At 59.1% G+C, this 23,361-nt stretch carries 25 protein-coding genes and 1 tRNA gene; 12 read left to right on the top strand and 14 right to left on the bottom strand.

The genetic code is table 11. The annotated features are described in order from the left end of the window. Nucleotides 1-44 precede the first annotated feature (44 nt). Nucleotides 45-263 (bottom strand): DUF465 domain-containing protein, encoded by a 219-nt coding sequence (locus Q0677_RS14600; RefSeq protein WP_108855770.1) that lies wholly within the window; start codon nucleotides 261-263, stop codon nucleotides 45-47. Between the two features lie 161 nt (nucleotides 264-424). On the opposite strand from Q0677_RS14600, the gene Q0677_RS14605 reads away from it, so the two are divergent. Then, a complete protein-coding gene (locus tag Q0677_RS14605; protein WP_282181254.1) occupies nucleotides 425-838 on the top strand; it encodes an Hsp20 family protein in 414 nt (137 codons plus the stop codon). 87 nt (nucleotides 839-925) lie between these two features. Next, nucleotides 926-2,032 (top strand): hypothetical protein, encoded by a 1,107-nt coding sequence (locus Q0677_RS14610; RefSeq protein WP_298911269.1) that lies wholly within the window; start codon nucleotides 926-928, stop codon nucleotides 2,030-2,032. Between the two features lie 6 nt (nucleotides 2,033-2,038). Here the strand turns inward: Q0677_RS14610 and Q0677_RS14615 are convergent, their stop codons facing one another. The 3 genes from Q0677_RS14615 to trxB all read right to left on the bottom strand — a co-directional run bounded on the left by Q0677_RS14615 (nucleotide 2,039) and on the right by trxB (nucleotide 6,086). After that, nucleotides 2,039-2,671, bottom strand: a complete 633-nt coding sequence (locus Q0677_RS14615) for a DUF1629 domain-containing protein (RefSeq protein WP_298911271.1) — start codon at nucleotides 2,669-2,671, stop codon at nucleotides 2,039-2,041. Nucleotides 2,672-2,839: 168 nt separating this feature from the next. Further along, nucleotides 2,840-4,915, bottom strand: coding sequence for a bifunctional sulfate adenylyltransferase/adenylylsulfate kinase (locus Q0677_RS14620; RefSeq protein ID WP_298911273.1), 2,076 nt, complete (start codon nucleotides 4,913-4,915; stop codon nucleotides 2,840-2,842). 229 nt (nucleotides 4,916-5,144) lie between these two features. Further along, complete coding sequence (gene trxB / locus Q0677_RS14625; protein ID WP_298911275.1) at nucleotides 5,145-6,086, bottom strand: thioredoxin-disulfide reductase; 942 nt, start codon at nucleotides 6,084-6,086, stop codon at nucleotides 5,145-5,147. 243 nt (nucleotides 6,087-6,329) lie between these two features. On the opposite strand from trxB, the gene Q0677_RS14630 reads away from it, so the two are divergent. Beyond that, entirely contained in the window at nucleotides 6,330-6,830 is a 501-nt protein-coding gene (locus tag Q0677_RS14630) for an Lrp/AsnC family transcriptional regulator (RefSeq protein WP_133487176.1), read from the top strand. Nucleotides 6,831-6,887: 57 nt separating this feature from the next. Here the strand turns inward: Q0677_RS14630 and pgeF are convergent, their stop codons facing one another. The 3 genes from pgeF to lgt are packed head-to-tail and all read right to left on the bottom strand — an operon-like array spanning nucleotide 6,888 to nucleotide 9,623. After that, a complete protein-coding gene (gene pgeF, locus Q0677_RS14635) occupies nucleotides 6,888-7,646 on the bottom strand; it encodes a peptidoglycan editing factor PgeF (protein WP_298911277.1) in 759 nt (252 codons plus the stop codon). 16 nt (nucleotides 7,647-7,662) lie between these two features. Beyond that, entirely contained in the window at nucleotides 7,663-8,730 is a 1,068-nt protein-coding gene (locus Q0677_RS14640; protein ID WP_298911278.1) for an SAM-dependent methyltransferase, read from the bottom strand. Beyond that, nucleotides 8,727-9,623, bottom strand: coding sequence for a prolipoprotein diacylglyceryl transferase (gene lgt, locus Q0677_RS14645; RefSeq protein ID WP_298911280.1), 897 nt, complete (start codon nucleotides 9,621-9,623; stop codon nucleotides 8,727-8,729). Before lgt ends, Q0677_RS14640 begins: the two co-directional genes overlap by 4 nt. A 94-nt stretch (nucleotides 9,624-9,717) precedes the next feature. Between lgt and Q0677_RS14650 the strand changes: the two genes are divergently transcribed. Continuing rightward, a complete protein-coding gene (locus tag Q0677_RS14650; protein ID WP_133487168.1) occupies nucleotides 9,718-9,960 on the top strand; it encodes an accessory factor UbiK family protein in 243 nt (80 codons plus the stop codon). A gap of 215 nt (nucleotides 9,961-10,175) precedes the next feature. On the opposite strand, the gene Q0677_RS14655 is transcribed toward Q0677_RS14650, so the two are convergent. Next, nucleotides 10,176-10,964, bottom strand: a complete 789-nt coding sequence (locus Q0677_RS14655) for an SseB family protein (RefSeq protein WP_298911283.1) — start codon at nucleotides 10,962-10,964, stop codon at nucleotides 10,176-10,178. A gap of 12 nt (nucleotides 10,965-10,976) precedes the next feature. After that, nucleotides 10,977-11,564 (bottom strand): uracil-DNA glycosylase family protein, encoded by a 588-nt coding sequence (locus tag Q0677_RS14660; protein ID WP_298911285.1) that lies wholly within the window; start codon nucleotides 11,562-11,564, stop codon nucleotides 10,977-10,979. A gap of 96 nt (nucleotides 11,565-11,660) precedes the next feature. Here Q0677_RS14660 and Q0677_RS14665 point away from each other — a divergent pair, with 96 nt between their 5' ends. The 7 genes from Q0677_RS14665 to Q0677_RS14695 all read left to right on the top strand — a co-directional run bounded on the left by Q0677_RS14665 (nucleotide 11,661) and on the right by Q0677_RS14695 (nucleotide 18,096). Beyond that, nucleotides 11,661-12,002: a metalloregulator ArsR/SmtB family transcription factor gene (locus tag Q0677_RS14665; RefSeq protein ID WP_298911287.1), complete on the top strand. Its 342-nt coding sequence runs from the start codon at nucleotides 11,661-11,663 to the stop codon at nucleotides 12,000-12,002. Then, the gene (locus Q0677_RS14670; protein WP_298911289.1) at nucleotides 11,995-13,032 is read left to right on the top strand and encodes a permease; all 1,038 of its coding nucleotides are present in this window, start codon (nucleotides 11,995-11,997) and stop codon (nucleotides 13,030-13,032) included. The genes Q0677_RS14665 and Q0677_RS14670 overlap by 8 nt, the downstream gene beginning before the upstream one ends. Nucleotides 13,033-13,192: 160 nt before the next feature. Continuing rightward, the gene (locus tag Q0677_RS14675; RefSeq protein WP_298911291.1) at nucleotides 13,193-14,491 is read left to right on the top strand and encodes a Na+/H+ antiporter NhaA; all 1,299 of its coding nucleotides are present in this window, start codon (nucleotides 13,193-13,195) and stop codon (nucleotides 14,489-14,491) included. A gap of 209 nt (nucleotides 14,492-14,700) precedes the next feature. Next, nucleotides 14,701-15,360 carry an ATP-binding cassette domain-containing protein gene (locus Q0677_RS14680; RefSeq protein ID WP_298911293.1) on the top strand — a complete coding sequence of 220 codons (660 nt, stop codon included), beginning with the start codon at nucleotides 14,701-14,703 and terminating at the stop codon, nucleotides 15,358-15,360. Beyond that, nucleotides 15,338-17,002, top strand: a complete 1,665-nt coding sequence (locus tag Q0677_RS14685; protein ID WP_298911294.1) for a capsule biosynthesis protein — start codon at nucleotides 15,338-15,340, stop codon at nucleotides 17,000-17,002. The genes Q0677_RS14680 and Q0677_RS14685 overlap by 23 nt, the downstream gene beginning before the upstream one ends. Before the next feature lies 1 nt (nucleotide 17,003). Further along, complete coding sequence (gene kdsA / locus Q0677_RS14690) at nucleotides 17,004-17,828, top strand: 3-deoxy-8-phosphooctulonate synthase (protein WP_298911296.1); 825 nt, start codon at nucleotides 17,004-17,006, stop codon at nucleotides 17,826-17,828. Nucleotides 17,829-18,021: 193 nt separating this feature from the next. Further along, nucleotides 18,022-18,096: transfer RNA gene (locus tag Q0677_RS14695), tRNA-Gln, on the top strand. 363 nt (nucleotides 18,097-18,459) lie between these two features. Here Q0677_RS14695 and Q0677_RS14700 read toward each other — a convergent pair. Beyond that, nucleotides 18,460-18,846: a hypothetical protein gene (locus tag Q0677_RS14700; RefSeq protein WP_298911298.1), complete on the bottom strand. Its 387-nt coding sequence runs from the start codon at nucleotides 18,844-18,846 to the stop codon at nucleotides 18,460-18,462. A 263-nt stretch (nucleotides 18,847-19,109) separates the two neighbouring features. Between Q0677_RS14700 and Q0677_RS14705 the strand changes: the two genes are divergently transcribed. Then, the gene (locus Q0677_RS14705) at nucleotides 19,110-19,817 is read left to right on the top strand and encodes an IS6 family transposase (protein WP_298911300.1); all 708 of its coding nucleotides are present in this window, start codon (nucleotides 19,110-19,112) and stop codon (nucleotides 19,815-19,817) included. A gap of 230 nt (nucleotides 19,818-20,047) precedes the next feature. Here Q0677_RS14705 and Q0677_RS14710 read toward each other — a convergent pair whose 3' ends face one another. From Q0677_RS14710 to Q0677_RS14725, 4 genes are all read right to left on the bottom strand, one after another. Next, entirely contained in the window at nucleotides 20,048-20,416 is a 369-nt protein-coding gene (locus Q0677_RS14710; RefSeq protein WP_298911302.1) for a cupin domain-containing protein, read from the bottom strand. Between the two features lie 11 nt (nucleotides 20,417-20,427). Beyond that, nucleotides 20,428-21,450 carry a phosphate acetyltransferase gene (pta, locus tag Q0677_RS14715; protein WP_298911304.1) on the bottom strand — a complete coding sequence of 341 codons (1,023 nt, stop codon included), beginning with the start codon at nucleotides 21,448-21,450 and terminating at the stop codon, nucleotides 20,428-20,430. 26 nt (nucleotides 21,451-21,476) lie between these two features. Further along, a complete protein-coding gene (locus Q0677_RS14720) occupies nucleotides 21,477-22,517 on the bottom strand; it encodes a YeiH family protein (protein WP_298911315.1) in 1,041 nt (346 codons plus the stop codon). Between the two features lie 109 nt (nucleotides 22,518-22,626). Further along, nucleotides 22,627-23,361 (bottom strand): thiamine pyrophosphate-dependent enzyme (locus tag Q0677_RS14725; RefSeq protein WP_298911306.1); only part of this gene is annotated, 735 nt, incomplete at its 5' end.

Here is a 23,361-nt window from a genome sequence, read left to right on the forward strand (position 1 = left end):
TTCCATACAGGCTTCACGCCCTGCGATGCAATGCTGCGTTGCAATCAGGCGATGATATCCGGGGTCAATTTGTCCTCGATCCGGGCGATTTTGTCTTTCAAAGCCAGTTTCTGCTTTTTCAGACGGCGCAGACGCAACTGATCCGCCCGCCCGCTTTCCTCAAGCGCGTGGATGGCTTCGTCCAGATCCCGGTGTTCGGCGCGGAAGACCTCGAGCTCTACGCGGAGCACGTCGTCGGTCTTCATTTCTTTGGCATTGCTCATGTGCGAGTCGTTCTTGTCGAGTGGTTGCCTGACCATAACGTCTGCCGGGGGGGATCGCCAAGCAAAAGCCGCCTTGCAACTGATTGGCGGGACACCCATATTCAAGATGTGGTCGCCTGCGGGGGCCATATCAAACGTGTCGCTTATTCAAGGACGTGTCGATGACAAAAGTAAGCTTGGGAACGCATCCCTTTCTCTTGGGCTTTGAACAGCTGGAGCGCATGGTTGAACAGGCCGCGAAATCCGGCAAGGACGGCTATCCCCCTTTCAATATCGAACAGGTCTCGGACCGGGCCTATCGGATCACGCTGGCCGTGGCAGGCTTTGCCGACGAGGATCTGTCGATCACGGTCGAGAACGCCAAGCTGGTGATCCGCGGATCGCAGGGCGACACGCACGAAGGCCGGGTGTACCTGCACCGTGGCATCGCATCGCGCCAGTTCATGAAAAGCTTCGTGCTGGCCGAAGGGGTCGAGGTTGTGGGCGCCAAAACCGAAAACGGGCTTCTGCATATCGACCTTGAACGGGCCGAGCCAGAGACCGTGGTACAGACCATCACGATCAACAAAGCCTAGGTCACAAAGGGCGACACCCGCCTGCAGTCACGTAATCGCACAGAATCATGCTATTCTTCCTGAAGTTGATTTCAGGAGGACTTTGTCATGGCCCGTGCGAATATGCGCGATTTAAGCTTCGCAACGATCAATCTTTTTAATCTGCAGGTTCCCGGCGGGATTACCTACTCCAACCGTCCGCATATCGAGGACGACGCCGATGGCCGCGCCTATTACCAGCGCAAAATCAAGTGGACCGCTGCGCGCCTGAAAGAGGTCGATGCCGAGGTCATCGCCTTTCAGGAGCTCTGGTCTGTTGTCGCCTTACGCGAATGTTTCGCCGAGGCGGGGCTGACCAACGACTATGACCTCGTGGCGCGGGATGCGCCGGGTCGGGGGCGGCCTCAGGTGGCGTTGGCGGTGCGTAAGGATCGGCATGGCAATTCCCAGCTGGCGCAAGGCGGCTGGCACGCGGATTTCCCGCCGCAGTTCCGCTTCGACAAGGTGCGCGAAACCGCAGGCGCCGAAGAAGAGATCACTATCACGATCAACAAATTTTCGCGTCCGCTTCTGATCGCCAAGATCCAGCCGGAAGGGGATAATCCAACGCCGCCGGAAGTCACCGTCGTCGTCGCGCATTTGAAATCCAAGGGTCCGGCCCGCGTGTCCTTTGCGCAGCCGCAACCCCTGATCCTGCAACACCATGCGAAACACGCGAAATCCACATTGGCCCATATGCGGCGCGTGATGGAGGCCGGCGCGCTACGCGTGCTTCTGGATGGCTGGATGAAGTCGGAAGAGGAAAACGACATCTCGCCCACCATCGTGATGGGCGATCTGAACGACGACACCATGTCGGTGACAAACGAGCTTATTTCCGATCAACCGACCTATCGCATGGTGCAGAAAAGTCGTGCGGGGCTGACATCAGACAAGGGGCTGTATTCGGTCGAACGGCTACAACAATACCGATCCATGCGGCATGTCTATTACACCCATGTCTACAAACATAAACGCGAGAGCCTCGATCATATTCTGGTCAGCGAGGAGTTCTACGATCACTCGCGCAAACGCCTGTGGTCGTTCCGCGAGATGGAGGTGATCAACGACCACCTGAACCGCGACAGCTTTGAAGAGGAATTGGGCGCGTCAGACCATGGGATTGTCAAAGCCTATTTCGATTGGAACCCCATGCCGGATGGGTTGAGCAGCTAATGGAGACTAGCCGTCTACGACGGTGCATTTGCGCAAGCTAAGACGACGCGTGAGCTTGGCTTTCTTAAGGGCTGACACAAGGCGGTCGCTGAAGAACAGGGCCTGGCGAAGGTTCTTTTCCAACCAAAGATCAACACCGCCGAACGTGTCGCCTGACACAGCGACCAATCCCTCTTCCATCCAAGCTTCTAGGTTGTAGTAGTCAACACTGTCATACGGTTTCTTGACCTCCGGCGAATGCTCGGGAAGAAAGCTGTCTTTAACCTCTGCAAAGTTGATGCAGTAGTGTGTGCCTGCAACTTCGGTTTTGCGGTCATGCTCATAAAGCTTTGTTGGGTAAAATGTGGTCTTCCCCAGGTCAAATTGCTCCAACACTTGTTTCATCTCGTTCGAGACGACCCAATAGCCGCCAATCATCGCAAAATCGGGCACTTTGCGGATTTTTTTGTCTGGGTATTCGTACCAAAACTCCTTGGCGAAGCGCTCCGAAGGCAAATCTTCACCCAGCACGTTTCTTCGCATTGCGTCGACGGCGCGCACTCTGTCGTGCTCATGCACGTCCGAACCAAAACCCTTTAGAAGCGTAGAATCGACAAAAACCTTACTAAACCAGACCGACGGTTTCTTTGCTGGAGCCATGAATGAGTTCTCTCAAATTGCTTTGTGCCAACAGCTAGCATCAGGGCGCAATTCGAGTCTACCTTTAGGCGAGGCTGAGGCGATGTTAGGATTGTGAACCCAGCATCCCATGCCCCAAACAAAAAAAGCCCGGCGTGCTTGCCGGGCTTTTCGTTAGAGCAGGTCGTATCAGGCTTTCACCAGACCCATGCTTTCCAGCTTCAGCAGAACCTGGTGGGCGCAGTTGTCGACGTCCACATTCTCGGTCTCAACCGACAGTTCCGGGTTTACGGGCACGTCATAGGGGTCCGAGATGCCGGTGAACTCTTTGATCTTGCCTTCACGGGCCAGTTTATACAGGCCCTTGCGGTCGCGGCGCTCGCATTCCTCGATCGAGGTTGCGACGTGCACTTCCACAAAGGCACCGAACTGTTCGATGTCCTCGCGCACGGCGCGGCGGGTGGTGGCGTAGGGCGCGATGGGCGCGCAGATCGCGATACCACCGTTCTTGGTGATCTCCGAGGCCACGTAACCGATGCGGCGGATGTTCAGGTCACGGTGCTCTTTCGAGAAGCCAAGCTCGCTCGACAGGTTTTTCCGCACGATGTCACCATCCAAAAGCGTCACGGGGCGGCCACCCTGTTCCATCAGCTTCACCATAAGCGCGTTGGCGATGGTCGATTTGCCCGAACCCGAGAAGCCGGTGAAGAACACGGTGAAGCCCTGTTTCGAACGCGGCGGCTTGGTGCGGCGCAGTTCCTTGACCACTTCGGGGAACGAGAACCACTCGGGGATTTCCAGACCCTCTTGCAGGCGGCGGCGCAGTTCGGTGCCCGAGATGTTCAGGATGGTGACGTTGTCACGGTCCTTGATCTCGTCATTCGGTTCGTACTGGGCGCGTTCCTGCACATAGACCATGTGTTTGAAGTCGACCATTTCGATGCCGATCTCGGCCTGATGCTCGCGGAACAGGTCCTGTGCGTCATAGGGGCCATAGAAGTCTTCACCAGCCGAGTTCTTGCCGGGGCCAGCGTGATCGCGGCCAACGATGAAGTGGGTGCAGCCGTGGTTCTTGCGGATCAGACCATGCCACACAGCTTCACGCGGGCCAGCCATGCGCATGGCCAGGTTCAGAAGCGACATGCTGGTGGTCGATGCCGGGTATTTGTCCAGAACAGCTTCGTAGCAGCGCACGCGGGTGAAGTGGTCGACGTCACCGGGTTTGGTCATGCCAACAACCGGGTGGATCAGCAGGTTGGCCTGCGCCTCTTTCGCGGCGCGGAAGGTCAGTTCCTGGTGCGCGCGGTGCAACGGGTTGCGGGTCTGGAAGGCCACGATCTTGCGCCAGCCCAGCTTGCGGAAATAGGCGCGCAGCTCGTTCGGGGTGTCGCGACGCGCGCGGAAATCATAGTGGACGGGCTGCTGGATGCCGACAACTGGGCCGCCCAGATAGATCTTGCCTGCCTGGTTGTGCAGATAGTTCACCGCCGGGTGGGCGTCGTCATCGGCGCCAAAGACCTTCTCGGCCTCGTTGGATTTGTTCGGTTCCCAGCGGTCGGTGACGGTCATAGTGGCCAGAATGACGCCTTCCTGATCGCGCAGGGCGATGTCCTGACCCAGCTCGATCGAGGCAGCAAAGTCTTCCGACACGTCCAGCGTGATCGGCATCGGCCACAGCTGGCCGTCGGCCAGACGCATGTTTTCCACAACGCCGTTATAGTCTTCCTCGGTCAGGAAGCCTTTCAGCGGGTTGAAGCCGCCGTTCATCAGAAGCTCAAGGTCACAGATCTGGCGCGGGGTCAGGTCGTGGCTGGTCAGATCCGCAGCTTCGACTTTCAGTTTCAGCGCGCTTTCGTGGCTGACATAGAGCTCGGGGATCGGAGCAAGGTTGTTTTCCATAAGATTGGTCCTGTGTTTAAGCGGAACCAGGCCGCTGGTTGTACCGGTGAGTTCCGCGTGCAATGCGTCATATTCTGCAAGCTTGCGGTCCAAAAAAATGTCTGTGAGCCGTACCTTCTCGGACGCGCCGCGTGCGGTCAGCGTATAGGCAAACCGCTGGCGCTTGTCGGGGCCGTCGCGCTCGCTGATCGTGATCAGCCCGGCATCGACCGCCGCGCGCAGAAGCGCGTTCAGCCGTCCCAGAGATACCCCAATGGCAGACGCAATCGCGCGCTGCGATGCCTCTGGCGCCGTATCGAGTTGGCGCAGAAGGCGGAAGAGCTGGTCTTCTTCCTCGGGGTTGGGTTTGGCTTCGGTTGACGACATGTCTTGCGACTCAAAGTGTGTTCACGCGTGAACGCATCGCATGAAACAACTGCCCAGCAAAGGAGTATTTCGGCAGGATTCTAATTTACGGGGAATGTCGCTAAGACTGTGTGGATTGGGGAACAGTGTTTTGAATTTGGAGGGCGTAGCGGGACGTTTGCGTTCTGGCAGGCACGAAAAAGGCGACCGAGAGGCCGCCTTTGGGTGTGTTTCGTGAAGGCTCTTGGCCTTATTCGTTCTCAGACAGGAAGTGCTCGGCTTCCAGCGCGGCCATGCAGCCCATGCCGGCCGACGTCACGGCCTGGCGGTACTTGTGGTCTGTCAAGTCGCCCGCGGCGAAGACGCCGGGCACGGACGTTGCGGTCGAATCCGGTTTGGTGACAACATAGCCGCCCATATGGGTTTCCAGCGTGTCCTTCACCAGCTCGTTGGCGGGCGCGTGGCCGATGGCGATGAAAACACCCTTCGCCGGGATCTCGGTGATCTCGCCGGTTTCGACGTGTTTGGCGCGCACGCCGGTGACGCCCAGCGGGTTTTCGTCGCCTACGACCTCGTCCAGTTGGTGATCCCACAGGGGCACGATCTTTTCGTTCTTCATCAGGCGGTCGATCAGGATCTTTTCCGCACGCAGCGTATCGCGGCGGTGGATCAGGGTGACCTTCGAGGCGAATTTGGTCAGGAACAGGGCTTCTTCAACCGCAGTGTTGCCACCGCCCACAACGACGATTTCCTCGCCGCGATAGAAGAACCCGTCACAGGTTGCACAGGCCGAGACGCCGAAGCCCTTGAATTTCTCTTCGCTTTCCAGCCCCAGCCACTTGGCGCGGGCGCCGGTGGCCAGAATGACAGCATCGGCAGTGTAGACCGTGCCGCTGTCGCCTTTCGCGGTGAAGGGGCGTTTCGAGATGTCCAGATCCACGATCAGATCGCCAACGACCTCGGTGCCCATGGCGCGGGCATGCTCTTCCATCTTCATCATCAGCTCGGGGCCTTGGATGTCGATGAAGGAAGGGTAGTTCTCGACCTCGGTCGTGGTGGTCAGCTGGCCACCTGGCTCCATGCCTTGCACAAGGATCGGCTCCAACATGGCGCGCGAGGCGTAGACGCCAGCGGTGTAGCCAGCAGGGCCGGAGCCGATGATCAGAACTTTAGTATGGCGGGTCTCGGACATTGGAACTTCCTTGAGCATTCTTGGTTCGTGACGCATATAAGCGAGCCGGACCTGTATTGAAAGGCCCGAGCCAAGGCCCGTCGCGACCCTGTGAGGATGTCGATGGCGAAATCATCAAGAAATGATGTTGCGCGGGTGCGAAAGATTGTTGCGCAATGCAACGTCTGGATATAATCTCTGCGCAATTTCCGAACGAATGCCGCCATTTGGCGTGCCACCGGATGCTCATCAGAAGGCAATTCAATGTCCGCAAGCAAACTTGACCCTATCGACCGTATGATTCTGGCCGAACTTCAGGCCGACGGTCGCATGACCAACGTGGAACTGGCCAAACGTGTCGGGATTTCCGCACCGCCATGTCTGCGGCGTGTGCGCACGCTGGAAGAACATGGGTTGATCCGGGGCTATCACGCGGATGTGGATGCCCGCGCGCTGGGCTTCGAGGTGCAGGTTTTCGCGATGGTTGGCTTGGTCAGTCAGGCCGAGGTTGACCTGTCCGCGTTCGAGGAACAGTGCCGCCACTGGCCTCTGGTTCGTGAATGCCACATGCTGAACGGCGAGGTGGACTTCATCCTGAAATGTGTCGCGCCCGACCTGTCGACCTTCCAGAGCTTCCTGACCGAACAACTGACCGCCGCCGAGAACGTGGCCTCGGTGAAAACATCGCTGGTCATTCGTGGCGCCAAGGACGAGCCGGGCGTGCCGTTTGATGTGCTGGAAGCACGGATGGAAGACACGCCGTAAGCATCGCACCGGAATTTTGCAAAATTCCGGGCAAAATTCTTCGAAGAATTTTGAACCTTACAGCCGGATCGCCGAGATCAGCCGGCCATAGTCGGGTTCGTTCCGGTGGCAGGTGCGGCGATAGGAATAGAACCGCTCGGGATCGGAATAGGTGCAGTGGCCGGTCCATTCCGCGTGTTTCACCCCCGCCGCGGTCAGACGATGCAGGCCGAAAGCAGGCAGATCGAACATGGCGCGGTCGCCGTCTCCGTCGGTGAAGAAGCGGTCATAGCTTGTGTCTTCAGCGGTAAAGGCCTCGCGGAATTCGGGGCCGACCTCATAGGCCTCAAGGCTAATCGTCGGGCCGATGACGGCGGTGATGTTGGCGCGAGAGGCACCAAGCGTTTCCATTGCGTCGAGCGTAGCTTCCAGCACGCCCCCAAGCGCGCCTTTCCAACCTGCGTGCGCGGCACCAATTACGCCTGCGTCGGGGTCTGCGAATAGGACCGGTTGGCAATCTGCGGTCAGGATCGACAGGGCCAGCCCCGGTGTGGCGGTCACAACCGCGTCTGCGTGGGGTTTGTCACCGGTGATCGGGCCTTCTGCCACGACTACATCCGGCGAATGCACCTGATAAACGCCGCACAGATGGCTGGGCGCCACGTCCAGCGCCTGCGCCACGCGGTCTTTGTTGATCTGAACCAGCTCGGCTTGATCTTTGCTGCCGCTGCCGCAGTTCAGCCCGGCATAGACGCCCGAGGACGCGCCGCCCTTGCGGGTGAAGAACCCGTGCCGTGTTTGGCCAAGGGCGTCAGAGGTTAGGATCTCAAGTGCCATCCGGGTGGGCCTGTGTTCAGTTGCGGTGCAGGCCGGGCAGATCAGCCGCGTCGGCGCGAGTCAGTCCCAGCACTTTGAAGAGCGTCCCCATTTCGTCCGGGTGCGTCAAGCGCCGGTGTGCCGCGATGTGGCTCTCCAGCGCGTCGCCGCTGAGCTGTCCGGCCAAGGCTTGCGCGCGGGCGGTGATGCCGAGGCGTTCCAGAAACACGCCTTGCGGGGTCATTTGGTGCGCTGTCAGGGGGCTTGCTGCGCGGGCCAAGGCCTCGAAATCTACATGCGCGGTCAGGTCGGCTTCGCCGGGTGTGTCCAGCACCGACACCGGCGTGTGGTCTTTCAGCGCCTGAAACGTATCGCCAACAGAGCGCCAGTCGCCATAGTCGATAATCAACGCCGCGCCGCCATGGGCGTCGATGAAACCCGCCAGCTTGGACATGACACCTTGGGCCGGGGCGCAGATTTCGACCACGTCGCCGTTCTGAGTGTCAGCCAGCCGGTGATCCAGAGCCGGAACGGGCAGGGGCGCGGTCAGGCCCAGTGCGAGATTGTCGCCCTCAAGCCCCACCTGAACTTCGCGCCAGCCGTCGCCATCGCGTTGGTATTGGCGGATGGGGAGGGCGTCGAAGAACTCGTTCGCCACAAGAAACAAGGGCGCGTCGGGCAGGCTGCCGATGCTATCGTGATGGGTCACTTGAGTAGGCGACAGTCGCTTAACCTGATGGGCGCGGAGCACGGGCGAGGCCTCGACCAGATGCACCTGTGCGGCGGCATGGAATCCCGGCACGCCTTTGGTGGCGCGCAGAATGTCGGCCATCAAGGTGCCGCGTCCCGGCCCAAGCTCGGCCAGTGTAAAGGGCGACGGGGCGCCTTGGTCAAGCCACGCTTGCGCCAGCGCAAGGCCCAGCATTTCGCCGAACATCTGGCTAATCTCGGGCGCGGTGGTGAAGTCGCCCTTTTTGCCGAACGGATCGCGGGTGGCGTAATATCCGTGCTCAGGATGCAGCAGGCATTCGGCCATATAGTCCGCGATCGAAATCGGGCCTGCTTTTGAAATGCGACCGATAAGTTGCTTTTCGAGAGCGTTCATTCGGGCGCCCGCCGGCTGGCCCACATCAGCGTGGCGATACCAATCGCGATCATCGGCAGCGTCAGGGTCTGGCCCATGGTGATGCCCAGGTCGCCCAGACGGATCACATGGCCCCACGGGTTGTCCGGTGTAATGAACTGCGCATCTGCCTGACGGAAGAACTCGACCACGAAGCGCGACAGGCCGTAGCCCAAGAAGAAAAGGCCGGTCAGGCGGCCCGTCGTTTTCAGCCAGCCGCGACGATAGGCCAGATAGAGAAGGGCGATGGCCAGAACAGCGCCTTCCAGCGCGGCTTCATACAGCTGGCTGGGGTGGCGGGCACAGGCGCCAAGGGCTGTGTCCCAACCGGGGCAGTTTTGGGCGTATTCTCCGGGAAAGATCACGCCCCACGGGGAGGTGGTTGGACGGCCCCAGAGCTCGGCATTGATAAAGTTTGCGACGCGGACAAGACCGATACCGATGGGTGCCGCGATGGCCAAAAGGTCGGCGATCGAGGCGGTCAGCAACCCGTTGCGGCGGCTAAACAGCCAGACCGCGACGATTACGCCCAGAAAGCCTCCGTGGAAGGACATGCCGCCCTGCCAGATTTTGGGAATGTCCAGCGGGTTCGCCAGATAGTATTCCGGTTGATAGAAGGCGACGAAGCCCAGACGACCACCCGCGATAATGCCGAGGATGATCCATGTGGCCAGATCTTCGAGCTGCGCCTTCGTCATGGGGGGCTCTCCCCGCCATAGCGCCGGACGGGCCAGTGCGCGGGCGATGATCCACCAGCCAATCGCGATCCCCACAAGATAACCCATCGCGTACCAGCGCAGAGCAAAGGTGAAGCTGCCCAGATCAATCGAAAAGATCTCGGGCCCGATATTGGGAAAGGGGATGGCCATATACATGGGTCGTTGTTGAACCTCTTCTTCGGGGCAAGTCAACCTTGTCTCTGCCTGCGCAAACCCCCATATAGGGGGCAACTCAAGCGAGGAGAAGCAGATGCAGACGCGCAACAAGGTTTTTGACGATATTTCCCAGCTGATGACCAACGCCATGGGCGTGGCACAGGGCGCGAAGGATGAAGCTGAAACCGCGATGAAAAGCTGGATGGATCGCTGGCTGGCAGATCGTGATTTCGTGACCCGCGAAGAATTCGACGCAGTGCGCGCGATGGCGCAGAAAGCCCGCGAAGAAAACGAGGCGCTGAAGGCCCGTTTGGACGCATTGGAAGCTAAGAAGTAATCAATAGTCGGGCGCGGGGTGTATTGTTCACGCCGCGCTTGGATTTTCTAATTTTAGTAACAATGTCATGGAATTGTGACATGAGATTGCCACTTTTCACCCGTACTGGTCGAGATACCAACCTAGGAATACGGCTTTGCCGGGGGCGTTCCTGGTGGGGAAGGGCGCGGGTTTTCTGCGCCCTTTTCTTTTGTGAAGCCACACACGCCTTCTGATTACTTCAGGATCGGCGGCTTCTCGGGGTTCGAGCCGGGGGCAACCGGGGCAAGCCGTTCGCGGGCCTCAGGCGCGGGCAGGTCAAAGCGCAGGCCGATGGTGGTCAGTTTCTGTGCGATCTCATCCGTTTCGGCGAAAAAGCCCACGTCCAACTCTCCAACATCAATGCCCGAGAAGGTGAGCGCTTCATTCGCCGCACCCGCCAGCGCGCGTTCCGCGCCCTCGGCCGGGTTGATGAAGGCCAGAAGATGTCCTCGGCGCCCATCTGCGTGGCCGACGGCGGCCAAACAGGCATATTGCGCCAAGCCACCGGCAGAGCCCAGTTTTTCTGCCAAAGCGTTCAGCAAGACTTCGGGGGCGGACGGGGGCAGCACCTCGGTGATCTGTGCCTCGACCTCGTCAGGCGCGCTGGACAGCGTCTGGGCCAGCCAGTCCATCGCCTCGGCCGGGATCAGGATGGACGAGGGCGCGACGCCCAGATTGACGCCAAGCCCGATGCCCTGACCAGACAGCATCCCCGCGATGATACGGCCCGGAAGGGCGGCGTAGGGGGCGGGGGCGCCGACGAATTCGGCCAGACGATCCTCGCGGTCGAACACCAACACGTATTTCTCGGTCTCGAGTTCAAACAGTTCGGGTTCGATATCCTCACCTTGCGGTTCGCTGGACAAAAGCAGGAACAGCTCGCGATCTGCGAGCCGTTCATAGAACCGCAACCGTGCAGCGTCATCGTTCAGGTCTGCCTGCATGGCGGCGTGGGCGTGGTCCAGTTGCGTGGGTTCGCTCATTGCAATCTCCGGCTATGCGGTCAGCGCGATGGCGACCTGCTTTTGTAGTTCGGGCAGAAGCTCGGCCTCGAACCACGGGTTTTTATTCAGCCAACCCGTATTGCGCCAAGACGGATGTGGCAAGGGGAAGAGCCGCGGCGCATGGGCGCGCCAGTTGGCCACGGTGGCGGTGACCCCCTTGCCGCGCCCCAGATGGCGGACCTGCGCGTAGCCCCCGACAAGCAGGGTGAGGGGGATGTCGCCCAACGCCTGATCCACATGGTCGGCCCATGTCTTGGCGCAAAGCGGCGGGGGCGGAAGGTCGGATCCTTTGGCGTCATAGCCGGGAAAGCAAAAGGCCATCGGCGTGATGGCGATACGCGCGCGGTCATAGAAGACGTCTCGATCCACACCCATCCACTGCCGCAACCGATCGCCCGAGGGATCGTCGAAGGGAATGCCTGACTTATGCACGCGCATCCCCGGCGCCTGCCCAATGACCCTGATCCGCGCACCGGGTTCGAACCACACCACGGGGCGCGGCGTGTGAGCGGTTTCTGTCTGGGCGAAACGGGTTGCGCAGAGGGTGCAGGACGTGATCTGGGTTTTCAGGTCGGTCATGGGCGCAGCCTAGAAAGGGTTTGCGGAGATTTCAATATTTCTAGTTTTGTCGAAATAAATCTTGCGTCACGCATTTATTTCGATATTTCTAGAAATATGAAACAGGAATCCCCATCCCCCAAAGACGTGGATGTCTTTGCCTCGCAGTTCGCAGCCCTTGGGTCGGAACATCGTCTAAGCGTTTTGCGCACCTTGGTGCGGGCCGGCCCGGAAGGGCTGACCATCGGCGCGCTGGGCGAACGCTGCGGAATCACGGGGTCGACCCTGACCCATCACATGAAAATCCTTGCCGCTGCAGGCTTGGTCACACAGGAAAAACAAGGCCGCTCGATCATCTGTGCGGCTGCGGAATATGACGTGATGCGCGCCCTGTCGGATTACCTTTTGTCAGAATGCTGCGCAGATTGCGCTGAAGGAGAGGGCCACAATCATGGCTGAGACGACGCAAACCCAACCGCCGCGGCGGTTCAAACCGGACTGGGCGTGGGTATTTGTCCTGCTGGTTCCGCTGATCGTTGCGCTTGTGGACCCGGCCGAAGTCATGCCGATGCTGCGTTTCGCGCTGACGGCACTTGGTCACACGGCACCGTTTATCCTCTTTGCGATCCTCGCGGTGGCGTTTCTGAAGTCCACTGGGGCCGAAAATCTGCTGGCTCGCGCCTTTGAGGGGCGTGAGACGCGCATGATCGTGTTGGCGGCCTTTGCGGGCGGCCTGTCGCCCTTCTGTTCATGCGAGGTGATCCCGTTTATCGCGGCCCTTCTGGCCGTCGGTGCTCCGCTGTCGGCGGTCATGGCCTTCTGGCTGTCCTCGCCCCTGATGGACCCGGCGATGTTCGCCATCACGGCAGGCACGTTGGGTACGGGGTTTGCCACGGCCAAGCTGGTGTCGGCTGTGGGCATCGGGCTTCTGGGTGGTTTCATCGTGAAAACCTTCGCAACCTCTGCCGTGTTTGCTGATCCGCTGAAGAACGCGCCTGTCAAGTCTTGCTGCAGCTCGTCCTGCGGAACCGGCGCAGACGTGTATTCGGGCGACGTGAACTGGAAGTTCTGGACCGAGGCAAATCGCCGCGACACGTTCAAGACCGCCGCCGTCGAGAACGCTCTGTTCCTCGGGAAGTGGCTGCTTCTGGCCTATATGATCGAGGCGCTGATGCTGCGCTATATTCCTGCCGATCTTGTGGCGCAGGTACTGGGCGGAACCGGTATCGGGCCGATCTTGCTAGGGGCCATCGTGGGCGCGCCTGCCTATCTGAACGGCTATGCCGCTGTGCCAATGGTGGCTGCCCTGCTTGAGCAAGGCATGTCCAACGGTGCGGCCATGTCCTTTGTCATCGCAGGTGGTGTCAGCTGTATCCCGGCAGCCATCGCAGTCTGGGCCTTGGTCAAGCCGCGCGTCTTCGCCGCCTATCTGGGTATCGCCGTCGTGGGGGCTGTGCTCGCAGGTATCGGTTGGAGTGCCATCGCGTGAACGTGAACGACTAGGGTGGCTGACAAGCGGAGAATTGCTGGCCCCCTGTTGTTGTTTGACCGCAAATGAATTATTTCCAATTGTAACAGGATGCGGTCGCATCCCCGCGTGATTGCTGGGGTGCGGCCTGTTTGCGAGAAAAGTTTGAACGGGGAACGCCATGTATCGTGTGTGGAATTTTATCACCACCTATTCCATTCTTCTTATCAGTGGTGCGTTGATTGCCTTGGTTTGGGCAAACATCGACCCCCATTCCTATCACCATTTTGTCGAGTATCCTCTGTGGTTTAACGGCTGGATCGGCATCGACATCGGGTATTGGGAAAAGGCCTATGGGCATGGCGCCCAGTACTTTGAGTACGGCGATGTCGAGAAGGTTCTGACCTTCCACTACCTGATCAATGACATGCTGATGGCCCTGTTCTTTGCCATCGCCGGTAAAGAGGTCTGGGAAGCCGTCATTCTGAAAAACGGCAGCCTGCGTGGCAAGAAAGCCGCGACGCCTCTGGTGGCGACCGCTGGCGGTATGCTGGGTCCGATCGCAGTCTATCTGGGCATTGCCTATTTCCTTGGCTCCAGCACGTTTGACGCCGTGTCGCGCGGGTGGGCGATCCCGACGGCAACGGATATTGCGTTCAGCTATCTGGTAGGCCGTCTGGTCTTCGGCGCAGGCCACCCGGCGGTGCGCTTCCTGCTGCTTCTGGCCATCGCGGATGATGCGGCAGGTCTAATCATTCTGGCGATCTTCTATCCCTCTGGCGAGCTGGCGCCAGAATGGCTGCTCTTGTCTGTCGCGGCCTCGGTCATCGCATTCGTGCTGTTTAACTGGCTGCCGCGCCACCTCGACCGGGGCGATCAGCTGCGCCAGTATTCGACCTTCGTACGCAAGAAACTGGGCTGGATCCCGTACGCTATCGCGGGCTGCCTTAGCTGGTATGGCTTTGCACAGGCTGGCATCCACCCGGCGCTGGGCCTTTTGCCGGTGATTCCTGCGATACCCCATGCTGACCGCGCTTTCGGCATCTTTGCCGAGGCCGAGAAATACCTGCACGACACGCTGAACCAGATGGAGCATTCGCTGGCTATTCCGGTCGACATCGTGCTGTTTTTCTTCGGCCTTCTAAACGCGGGTGTCGAGTTCGGCGCCATCGGCGAGGCCACGTGGCTGGTGCTGGCTGGGCTGGTCATCGGCAAGCCCATCGGGGTCTTCATCATGGGATGGATCGCGGTCGGGCCGATGCGACTTGGCCTTCCTGCGGGCATGCGGCTGGTCGACCTGATCGTGATCGGCTTTGTCGCCGCGATCGGCTTTACCGTGTCGCTCTTCGTGGCCTCGGTCGCCTTTGCGCCGGGACCGGTGCAGGACGCCGCCAAAATGGGTGCGCTGTTCAGCTTTGGCGCGGTGGCTTTGTCCTTTATCTCGGGCAAGCTGTTGCGGGTCGAAAAACAGCACGGCTAATCCCGATCCCGGGCTTTTGGCAGGCCTGCCTGCCATTCGATACTTTTGGAAAGCGTCAGATCTTCTGGCGCTTTCTTCTTTATATCGCGCCGTCACACGCTAGATTTCTTGTAAAAACAGACATAGTTTCGCCGAAATGACGGCCTATAGTTCTTCATTAAGAAAGTCGGCCTAAGAGTAGTAGGACCACTTCAGGTATCGGGGCGCGAATGCTCGAATTCAGGAATGTCAGCAAGTCCTTTTGGACCGGAAAACAACGCAAGGTCATTTTGGACCAGGCGTCGTTTCGGGTTGAGCTGGGCAACTCGCTGGGCATTCTGGCCCCGAACGGCACAGGCAAGACCACGCTAATCAACATGATGGCCGGACTGGAAAAGCCGGATGAGGGAGAGATCGTGCGCGGGTGCCGGGTCTCGTTCCCCTTGGGGTATATGGGGGGCGTGGTCGGAAAACTGTCTGCCCGAGACAATGCCCGGCATATTGCGCGCCTTTACGGGCTGGATCCTGACTATCTTGAAGCCTTCACCCGCTGGCTGTGCAATCTTGAGGAATACTATGACTTCCCGATCGCGACCTATAGCTCGGGGATGCGCGCGCGGTTCACCTTCTCGCTTTTGTTGGCGATGGAGTTCGACATCTACCTGATTGACGAAGGCATGCCGGGCACAACAGATGCCGAATTTAACCGTCGCGCGGGGACAGTGTTGCAGGAACGGCTGAAAGACGCCACGGTGATCGTGGTGTCCCATCAGGCGGGAACATTGGAGAAACTGTGCAATTCTGCGGCTGTTCTGAAAGATGGCCAATTTTACCAGTTCGAGACTTTGGAAGAAGCGAAGCAGCTCTATGACTACCAAACCCAAGGCTAATCGTTATCGCATCCGTCGGGATACCGGACCTGCTTCGCACACTGAAGGGGGTGATGCTGGGTCGGTTCAGTCTGGGCAGGACACGGATCATGACGCTGCCAATGCTCCGGATCGTGCCATGAACCCGCTTGAGGAAATGGCTGCCGGTCCACAAGAGGATGGGTTGCCACCTGCTGGGGCGACGCCAAGGGTTCGCGTGCAACGTGGCGCCAATCCAGAAGGGGCCGATGAGGCCGCAGAGATCGAAAAGGTGCGTCAGGAAGGTCTGACTGCGCGCCAGCTGCGGATGGCCCGGCGCGTTGCGCAAAAACACGGCATCCAGACCGACGACGACCACGAGGCCGTCTATCGGCTGCGGCAGGCCGGGATCGATCCGTTTAAGCGCGCCAATATGTTGGAGCTGGTCGAGGGCGAGGGCGACCGAAATGCGGCCAATCTGCCGCAGCCGGCTGCGCCGACGAATGCACCTGGGCCGGGCGTATTTGACGCCGCCGCGCGCGCGCGTTCGGTTATGGACATCCAGCTGGACATCGCACGCCGGCGCCGCCGCAATTTGCGGATGCTGTTGCTGCGTCTGGCATTTTTCGTGGTGCTGCCGTCGATCGTGGCCGGGTATTACTATTACAACGTGGCCACCCCGATGTACGCCACAAAGTCCGAGTTTGTGATCCAGCAGGCCGATGGGGCGGGCGGCGGCGGGGCTGCCGGTTTGTTTGCCGGGACAGGCCTTGCGTCCAGTCAGGACAGCATCGGTGTGCAGGGCTATCTGACCTCGCGCGAGGCGATGTTGCGGCTAGATCGGGATGTCGGATTCAAAGAGCATTTCAGCGATCCGTCGATTGATGTTGTGCAACGGCTTGATCCTGATGCCAGCAATGAAACCGCCTATAAGGTCTATCGCAAACGGGTGAAGATAGGTTTCGACCCGACAGAAGGTATCATCAAGATGGAGGTGGTCGCTGCCTCGCCCGAGGTCAGCGAGCGGTATTCGAAATCGCTGATCGCCTATGCGGAAGAGCGTGTCGACAACCTGACCCAGCGCAAGCGCGAGGATCAGATGCAAGGCGCGCAAGACAGCTATGAAGACGCCGAGGCCGAGATGCTGGCCGCGCAGGACCGCGTGTTGAGATTGCAGGAAGATATGGGCGTATTTGATGCGACCTCGGATGCGTCTTCCTTGATGGCGCAGGTCAACACCTTTGAACTGCAATTGCAGGACAAACGGTTGCGGTTGGACCAACTTCTGGACAATGCCAATCCCAACAAAGCCCGTGTGGATGGTGTGCGAGGTGATATTGCGCGGCTTGAAACCTTGATTGCCGAGCTGCGTGGGAAGCTGACGGATACTGGGGGCGAAAACGGGTCTCTGGCGTCCATCAGTGGGCAGCTGCGGATCGCGCAAACCAATCTGGAAACGCGGACGCTTTTGATGCAACAGGCGTTGCAGCAATTGGAAGTCGCCCGTATCGAAGCCAACAAGCAGACCCGCTATCTGTCGACCAACGTTAGTCCCGTGGCGCCGGACCAGCCGACCTATCCCAAAGCGTTCGAAAACACGCTTCTGGCGTTCCTGATTTTTTCCGGCATCTACCTGATGCTGTCGCTGACCGCGTCGATCCTGCGTGAACAGATCTCGTCCTGATATGTCTGACGTGTTGATCGGCCCGGTGCGCTTTGGCAACCATCTGCCCTTGTCGGTGATTGCAGGGCCCTGCCAGCTTGAGACACGCGATCACGCCCTGTTTTTGGCCGAGCGGCTCAAACAGGCCTGCGAGGATGCGGGCGTGGGGCTCGTCTTCAAAGCCTCGTTTGACAAGGCCAACCGAACCTCCGCGCAGGGTGCGCGCGGCCCGGGGCTTGAAGCCGGACTTGAGATGCTGTCGGCGGTCAAATCCGCCATTGGCGTGCCGGTCATCACGGATGTTCATTCGCCAGATCAATGCGCCCCAGTGGCCGAGGTCGCGGACGCGCTGCAGATCCCGGCCTTCCTGTGCCGGCAGACCGATCTTCTGGTGGCCGCCGCGCGCACTGGCAGGCCTGTGAATGTAAAGAAAGGTCAGTTCCTTGCCCCGTGGGATATGGCGCATGTGGCGGGTAAGCTGGAAACGGCCGGAAATGCACAAATCCTGCTGACCGAAAGAGGCACGAGTTTCGGCTACAACACGCTGGTCACCGATATGCGAGGGCTTCCGCAGATGGCTGGGCTGGGCCATCCTGTAATCATGGATGCCACCCATGCCGTCCAAATGCCGGGCGGGCAGGGCGCGTCCTCTGGTGGGCAGCGGGATTTTGCACCGGTGCTGGCGCGGGCTGCTGTCGCGGTCGGTGTGGCTGGCGTTTTTCTCGAGACTCATCAGGATCCAGACACTGCACCATCGGATGGTCCGAACATGATTCCTATCGACCAGATACCCGCGCTACTTAAGGAACTCGCGGCGTTCGATTCTCTCGCGAAGGCCCGCCCGTGAGGACCGTGCGCTAACTTGTCATGACGTCTGATTGACGTTACTGCAGTTTCAAAAAATTAACGCTCAGACGACGTACAGTGCAGGAAAAGACGCTGAACGTTCATGCATCAAGTGAACCAGTCAAAATTCCCGCAAGAAGCAAACTTTTGGGGTTGCACCCCGTTTCCGCTTTGGCTAGTTACACCCGCACGGTTGGGGTGTAGCCAAGTGGTAAGGCAACGGTTTTTGGTACCGCGTACCGTAGGTTCGAATCCTACCACCCCAGCCAGTCATTCCCGTCTCAAATCCCTTCACGCGTTTCTTGCGAATTCATCGCGCGATTTCCGTGCGTTGTGGCGTTGAGTGTTTCCCTGAGACGCAGTCGTCGCACGGTTTTCATCACATTTTCCCAATCGTCTCAGGCGCGCAATTTCGACGGTGCGGATTGCCGTGATTTCCCTGTTAACAGGGAATTTACAGGGAATTTTTACTTTTTTGACCGGATTTGGCTGATTTGACGCTGATGTTTCCGCATTAAATCAGGGGCTTGGAGAGAGATTTCCCTGCTTCGCGGAACAGGGAAATTAATCGCAATAACAGGGAAATCTTTTGAGGTAACAGGGATTGTTCGGAGACGATCAGGGAAGGGCTGTTATGCAAACCTGAGCAGTTTTTCCTGCACGCTCCAATCCAGAGGAAGGGACGTTCTGACCAGAGATTCCAATGTAAGTTCGACGGGCTGGGTGCCTTCCATAATGGCGGTTTGAATGCGGGGCGAGAGAAAGGCCAGAGGTGTGATCCGCCGAATATAGCTCTCCGTCTTTCCGACACGTGCTGCGACCTGTTTTAGTGTCTCACCCGTCTTAAGCTGATCTGTCCAAATGTGGGCATTGTGCAGGGCACGCCTGAGCGTTGCGCCTGGAATGGGTTCACGCTCTCCGGCAATGATCTTCATCTCGACCCCGCGCCGACGGCAGGCGAAGGGCGCCATGATCTGACGCAAGGAGGGCTGAATGTCCTGAGGTGGAATATCCAGCACTTTGGACAGCGCTTCCGCGCAGAGCTCCATTTGCAGATGATCTGGGGATACTGTGCCCGTCTTGATAATCTGTGGGCAGCCGTTCAACCCGTCAGGCTGTAGCTTGGCAACAAACGCTTCGGCGGCAGATTGCGCGCGACCGGAGGCAACGACATCGGGAACAACCAGCAGCTCATGACGGTGTGCCGCCCGTGAGAGATGCTGGCGGCTCTGTCAGAAGAAACCAGCTTGAGACGGGCAGGGTGCTGACTTAGCGTGCTGTCATGTCCAAACCTTCCCCTTTCCGCTATTTCAAAACCAGCCCTGAGATCATTCGTTTGGCGGTAATGCCCTACGTTCGGTTTCCACTCTCGCTTCGTAATGTCGAGGACCTGCTGCATGAACGTGGGATTGATGTGAGCCACGAAACCGTAAGGTATTGGTGGAACAGATTTGGACCGCTGTTCGCATCTGAGATCCGGAGAAAACGGGTTCAGCAGCTCCGTACTTTTTCACGTTGGCAGTGGCACCTGGATGAGGTGTTCGTGAAGATCAATGGTGAACGGCATTACCTTTGGCGAGCGATTGATCATGAAGGGGAGGTGCTGGAAAGCTACGTCACGAAGCGAAGGAATAAGCGTGCAGCCAATAAATTCTTGAAGAAAGCGATGAAACGGTATGGCCAACCTGAACTTATCGTTACAGATCAACTCAGATCCTACGGAGCTGCAATGCGGGAGATTGGAAACGCCGAGAAGCAGGCAACCGGCCGCTACCTGAACAACCGGATTGAAAACTCGAATCTTCCGTTTCGACGACGAGAACGCGCGATGTCACGATTTCGAAGGATGCGAAGTCTACAGAAATTCGTCGCCAACCACTCTTCCGTTTTCAATCACTTCAATCAGGATCGCAGTCTTTCGAAACGCGAACATTTCAAGCTCAACCGAACCGCCGCTCTTGCCGAGTGGCGCGGTCTTTGTGCAGCATAAAGGACAGCGAGACTGGCCTAGCTGAGACTGGTTCGAATTAGTCTGACAACACACTCCGTCTTCAACCACTTCAATCAGGATCACAGCCTATTTAGGCGTGAACATTTTACGCATACTCGCACCGCTGCTCTTGTCGAATGGCGAGGGACCTGCGCGGCATAAGGGACAGTCCTGTTGCCCTAGGTGAGACTGATTGGAATTCGTCTGACAGCACACTGAAGACGGGAAGTTCACTGGGAACTGGTATCGCGGATCACGAAATGCTTCGTTGTTGTTTCCAGAACTTCCCAGAATCCTTTGAACCCATCGGGGATGAAGAAAGAGCCCCCCGCAGTGAACTCTTGCCGCGTCCCGTCTTCATGGATCAAAGCGCATCGCCCGGACACGATATAGCAGTATTCGTCCTTGCCTGCGAAGGCGTGCCATTTTCCGGGGGTCGAGGTCCAGACCCCAACGGTCAGCTTCCTATCCGGGCTCGTCGAATGAACCCAGATATCTTGATGCGGGTCGCCCTCGACCACGCAATCCGGGATATTCGCAAGGCGGCGCGAGGTTTTGGTGTCGGTAGGTGTGCTGAGATCAACAACGTGAGGGATCATGCGTCTTCTCCTTAAGCTTCAGTGTTCGGGATGTCTGCGGCCTCGGCCTGTGCGGCGGTTACTGCGATCATGTGCAAGATGTCTTCCGCCGAACAGCCGCGTGACAGGTCGTTGGCGGGGCGTGCAAGACCCTGAAGGATTGGGCCGATTGCCGCGGCACCGCCCACGCGTTGTGCAATCTTGTAGGCGATGTTACCTGCTTCCAGATTGGGGAAGACAAAGATGTTGGCATCGCCACCCAACGGCGATCCGCTGGCCTTCGAGGCCGCCACATCCGGAACGAACGCCGCATCGAACTGAAGCTCGCCATCAATCAACAGATCTGGGTTGGCCGCCCGTGCCAGTTCGGTCGCCGTGACCACTTTCGACACCTTGTCGTGCGAGGCACTCCCGCGCGTTGAGAACGACAGCATCGCAACCCGCGGCGTGTCACCGGTCAGGGCGACGAAGGATTCGGCCGAAGCTTGCGCGATCTGGGCCATTTCCTCGGCCGAGGGATCCACCACAAGGCCGCTATCGGTGAAGATATGCGCGCCCTTCTTGGCGTGGTGATCCTTGCAGAACAGCATCAGAAAGAAACTTGAAATCAGCTTGGAGCCGGGCTTGGGGCCGATCACCTGAATGGCGGTGCGCACGATCTCGGCGGTGGTGGCGACAGCGCCTCCGACTGTGCCATCGGCGTGGCCCGACTTGACCAGAAGGGCGGCGAAGACATGGGGCGAACGCGCTGCGTCGCGGGCCATCTCTGGCGTGACGCCCTTGTGCGCGCGCAGCTTGTGAAACAGCTCTGCTAGCTCGTCCAACAAAGGCGAGGTTGCCGGGTCTTGGATCTCGATCCCGTCACCAGACGCGGCACCCGCGCGGGCAAGTTCGGCCTGCACATCGGCCTCAGGCCCCACCAGCACAATCCGGGCGATCCCTTGGGCGCGTGCCTCAATGGCCGCTGCCACCGCGCGCGGATCGGCGCCTTCGCTCAGCACGATCTTCTTTTGCGAGCGTGCCGCGTTTTTCAAAAGCATTTCAAGCGGTTTCATCGTCTGATCCTTCTCGACGGATTTGCTTAGTGGCCCAACATCAGGACGCCAGCGAGGACAAAGAGCGCAATGAAAATTGTCTCGACCACGATCATCGCAATGGCCTGCCCGCCTACTTCTAGAATGCGCTTGAGCGAGGTTTTCATGCCCACCGCGGCAATCGACACCAGCAGCGCCCAACGGCTGAGCGACGACATGGCATCGACCAAAGCAGCCGGGATCAGGCCAAGCGAGTTCAGGGTGGCGAAGATCAGGAAGCCGACGACGAATGTCGGCAGGATTGGCGGGCGTTTGCCCTCTGCTGCATTGTCCTCAGCAAAGCGGCGCACCATGATCGAGATGATCAGGACCACTGGGGCCAGCATTGCCACGCGGATCAGCTTGACCATCGTGGCCACTTCGCCCGCCTGATCCGAGACCGAGAAGCCCGCGCCAACCACCTGCGCCACGTCATGGATCGTGCCGCCAAGGAACACGCCCGAGACTTCGTCGTTGAAATCGAAGGCCTCGGTCAGGATCGGATAGGCGATCATCGCAATGGTCGACAGGACGGTGACCGACAGCACGGTGAAGATCAGGTTGCGCTCGGAATGTTCGTTCTTCGGCAGGACTGCAGCGATGGCCATAGCCGCCGAGGCACCGCAGATTGCAACCGATCCGCCGGTCAAAAGACCAAAGCGCCAGCCGCGCCCTAGGACACGTGCCATCAGAAGGCCAAACAGGATGGTCAGGATCACACCCAGCACAACAACCGCGATCAGCTTTGGCCCAAGGCCCACCATCAGCTCGACACTGATGCGTGCGCCCAGAAGCGCTACACCAAAGCGCAGCACGGTACGGGCGGTGAACTCGATCCCGGCTTTACAGACGCCGCCGCTGTCTTCTGCCAAGAAATGAAAAGCAATGCCCAGAAGCAGCGCCATCAGCATCGCGGGCGCGCCGTAATGCTCCGACAAAAATTGCGCCGCCGCAGCCACGACGACTGACACCAGAAATCCGCGCCAGTTGTCCTGCAGAAACGCCATCATACGGGGTGCAAATGCGGGGGCTGTGCTGTCCTGCATCATCACTTTCATCCTTCAAAAAGAAAAGTGCGCCCCCTCTTCTTCAAGGGTGGTCGAAGAGAGGGCGCAGGGACTGCCGGGGCGTAGGCCTGCCCCGGCAAGGGAGAGATCATCAAACCTGTTGCGGTTTCATGTCGTCTTTGTTGATGCCAGCGACTTTGACGGGTTTTTTCATCGCGTCGCGGCGGAAGGGTTCGCCCAGTTCCTGGTTGATCATCGCTTCGATCAGGGTGGTGATGCCGTTCTTCTGGTCTTCCACAGCCTGGCTCATCGCGGCGGTCAGTTCGTCCATGGTGCGGGCGACGACGCCTTTCAGACCACAAGCGTTGGCGATGCCGGCATAGCTGACCTGCTGGTCCAGCTCGGTGCCCACGAAGTTATCGTCGAACCACAGGGTCGAGTTCCGCTTTTCCGCACCCCACTGGTAGTTGCGGAAGACCACTTGGGTCACGGCGGGCCATTCCTCGCGGCCGATGGCGGTCAGCTCGGTCACCGCGATGCCGAAGGCACCGTCGCCCGAGAAGCCCACAACCGGCACGTCCGGGCAACCGATCTTGGCGCCAACAACAGCCGGCAGACCATAGCCACAGGGGCCAAACAGGCCCGGGGCCAGATACTTGCGGCCTTCCTCGAAGGACGGATAGGCGTTGCCGATGGCGCAGTTGTTGCCGATGTCGGACGAGATGATCGCCTCTTTCGGCAGCGCCTGCTGGATTGCGCGCCACGCCATGCGGGGGCTCATCCAGTCGGGCTTGTCCGCACGCGCACGCTCGTTCCAGGTGGTGCCGGGATCGTCGTCCTCGTGGGTCATCTCGGTCAGCTGCTGGGCCCAGGCCGATTTCTTCTG

This window comes from uncultured Aliiroseovarius sp. (genome assembly GCF_947492455.1).
GTDB lineage: Bacteria > Pseudomonadota > Alphaproteobacteria > Rhodobacterales > Rhodobacteraceae > Aliiroseovarius.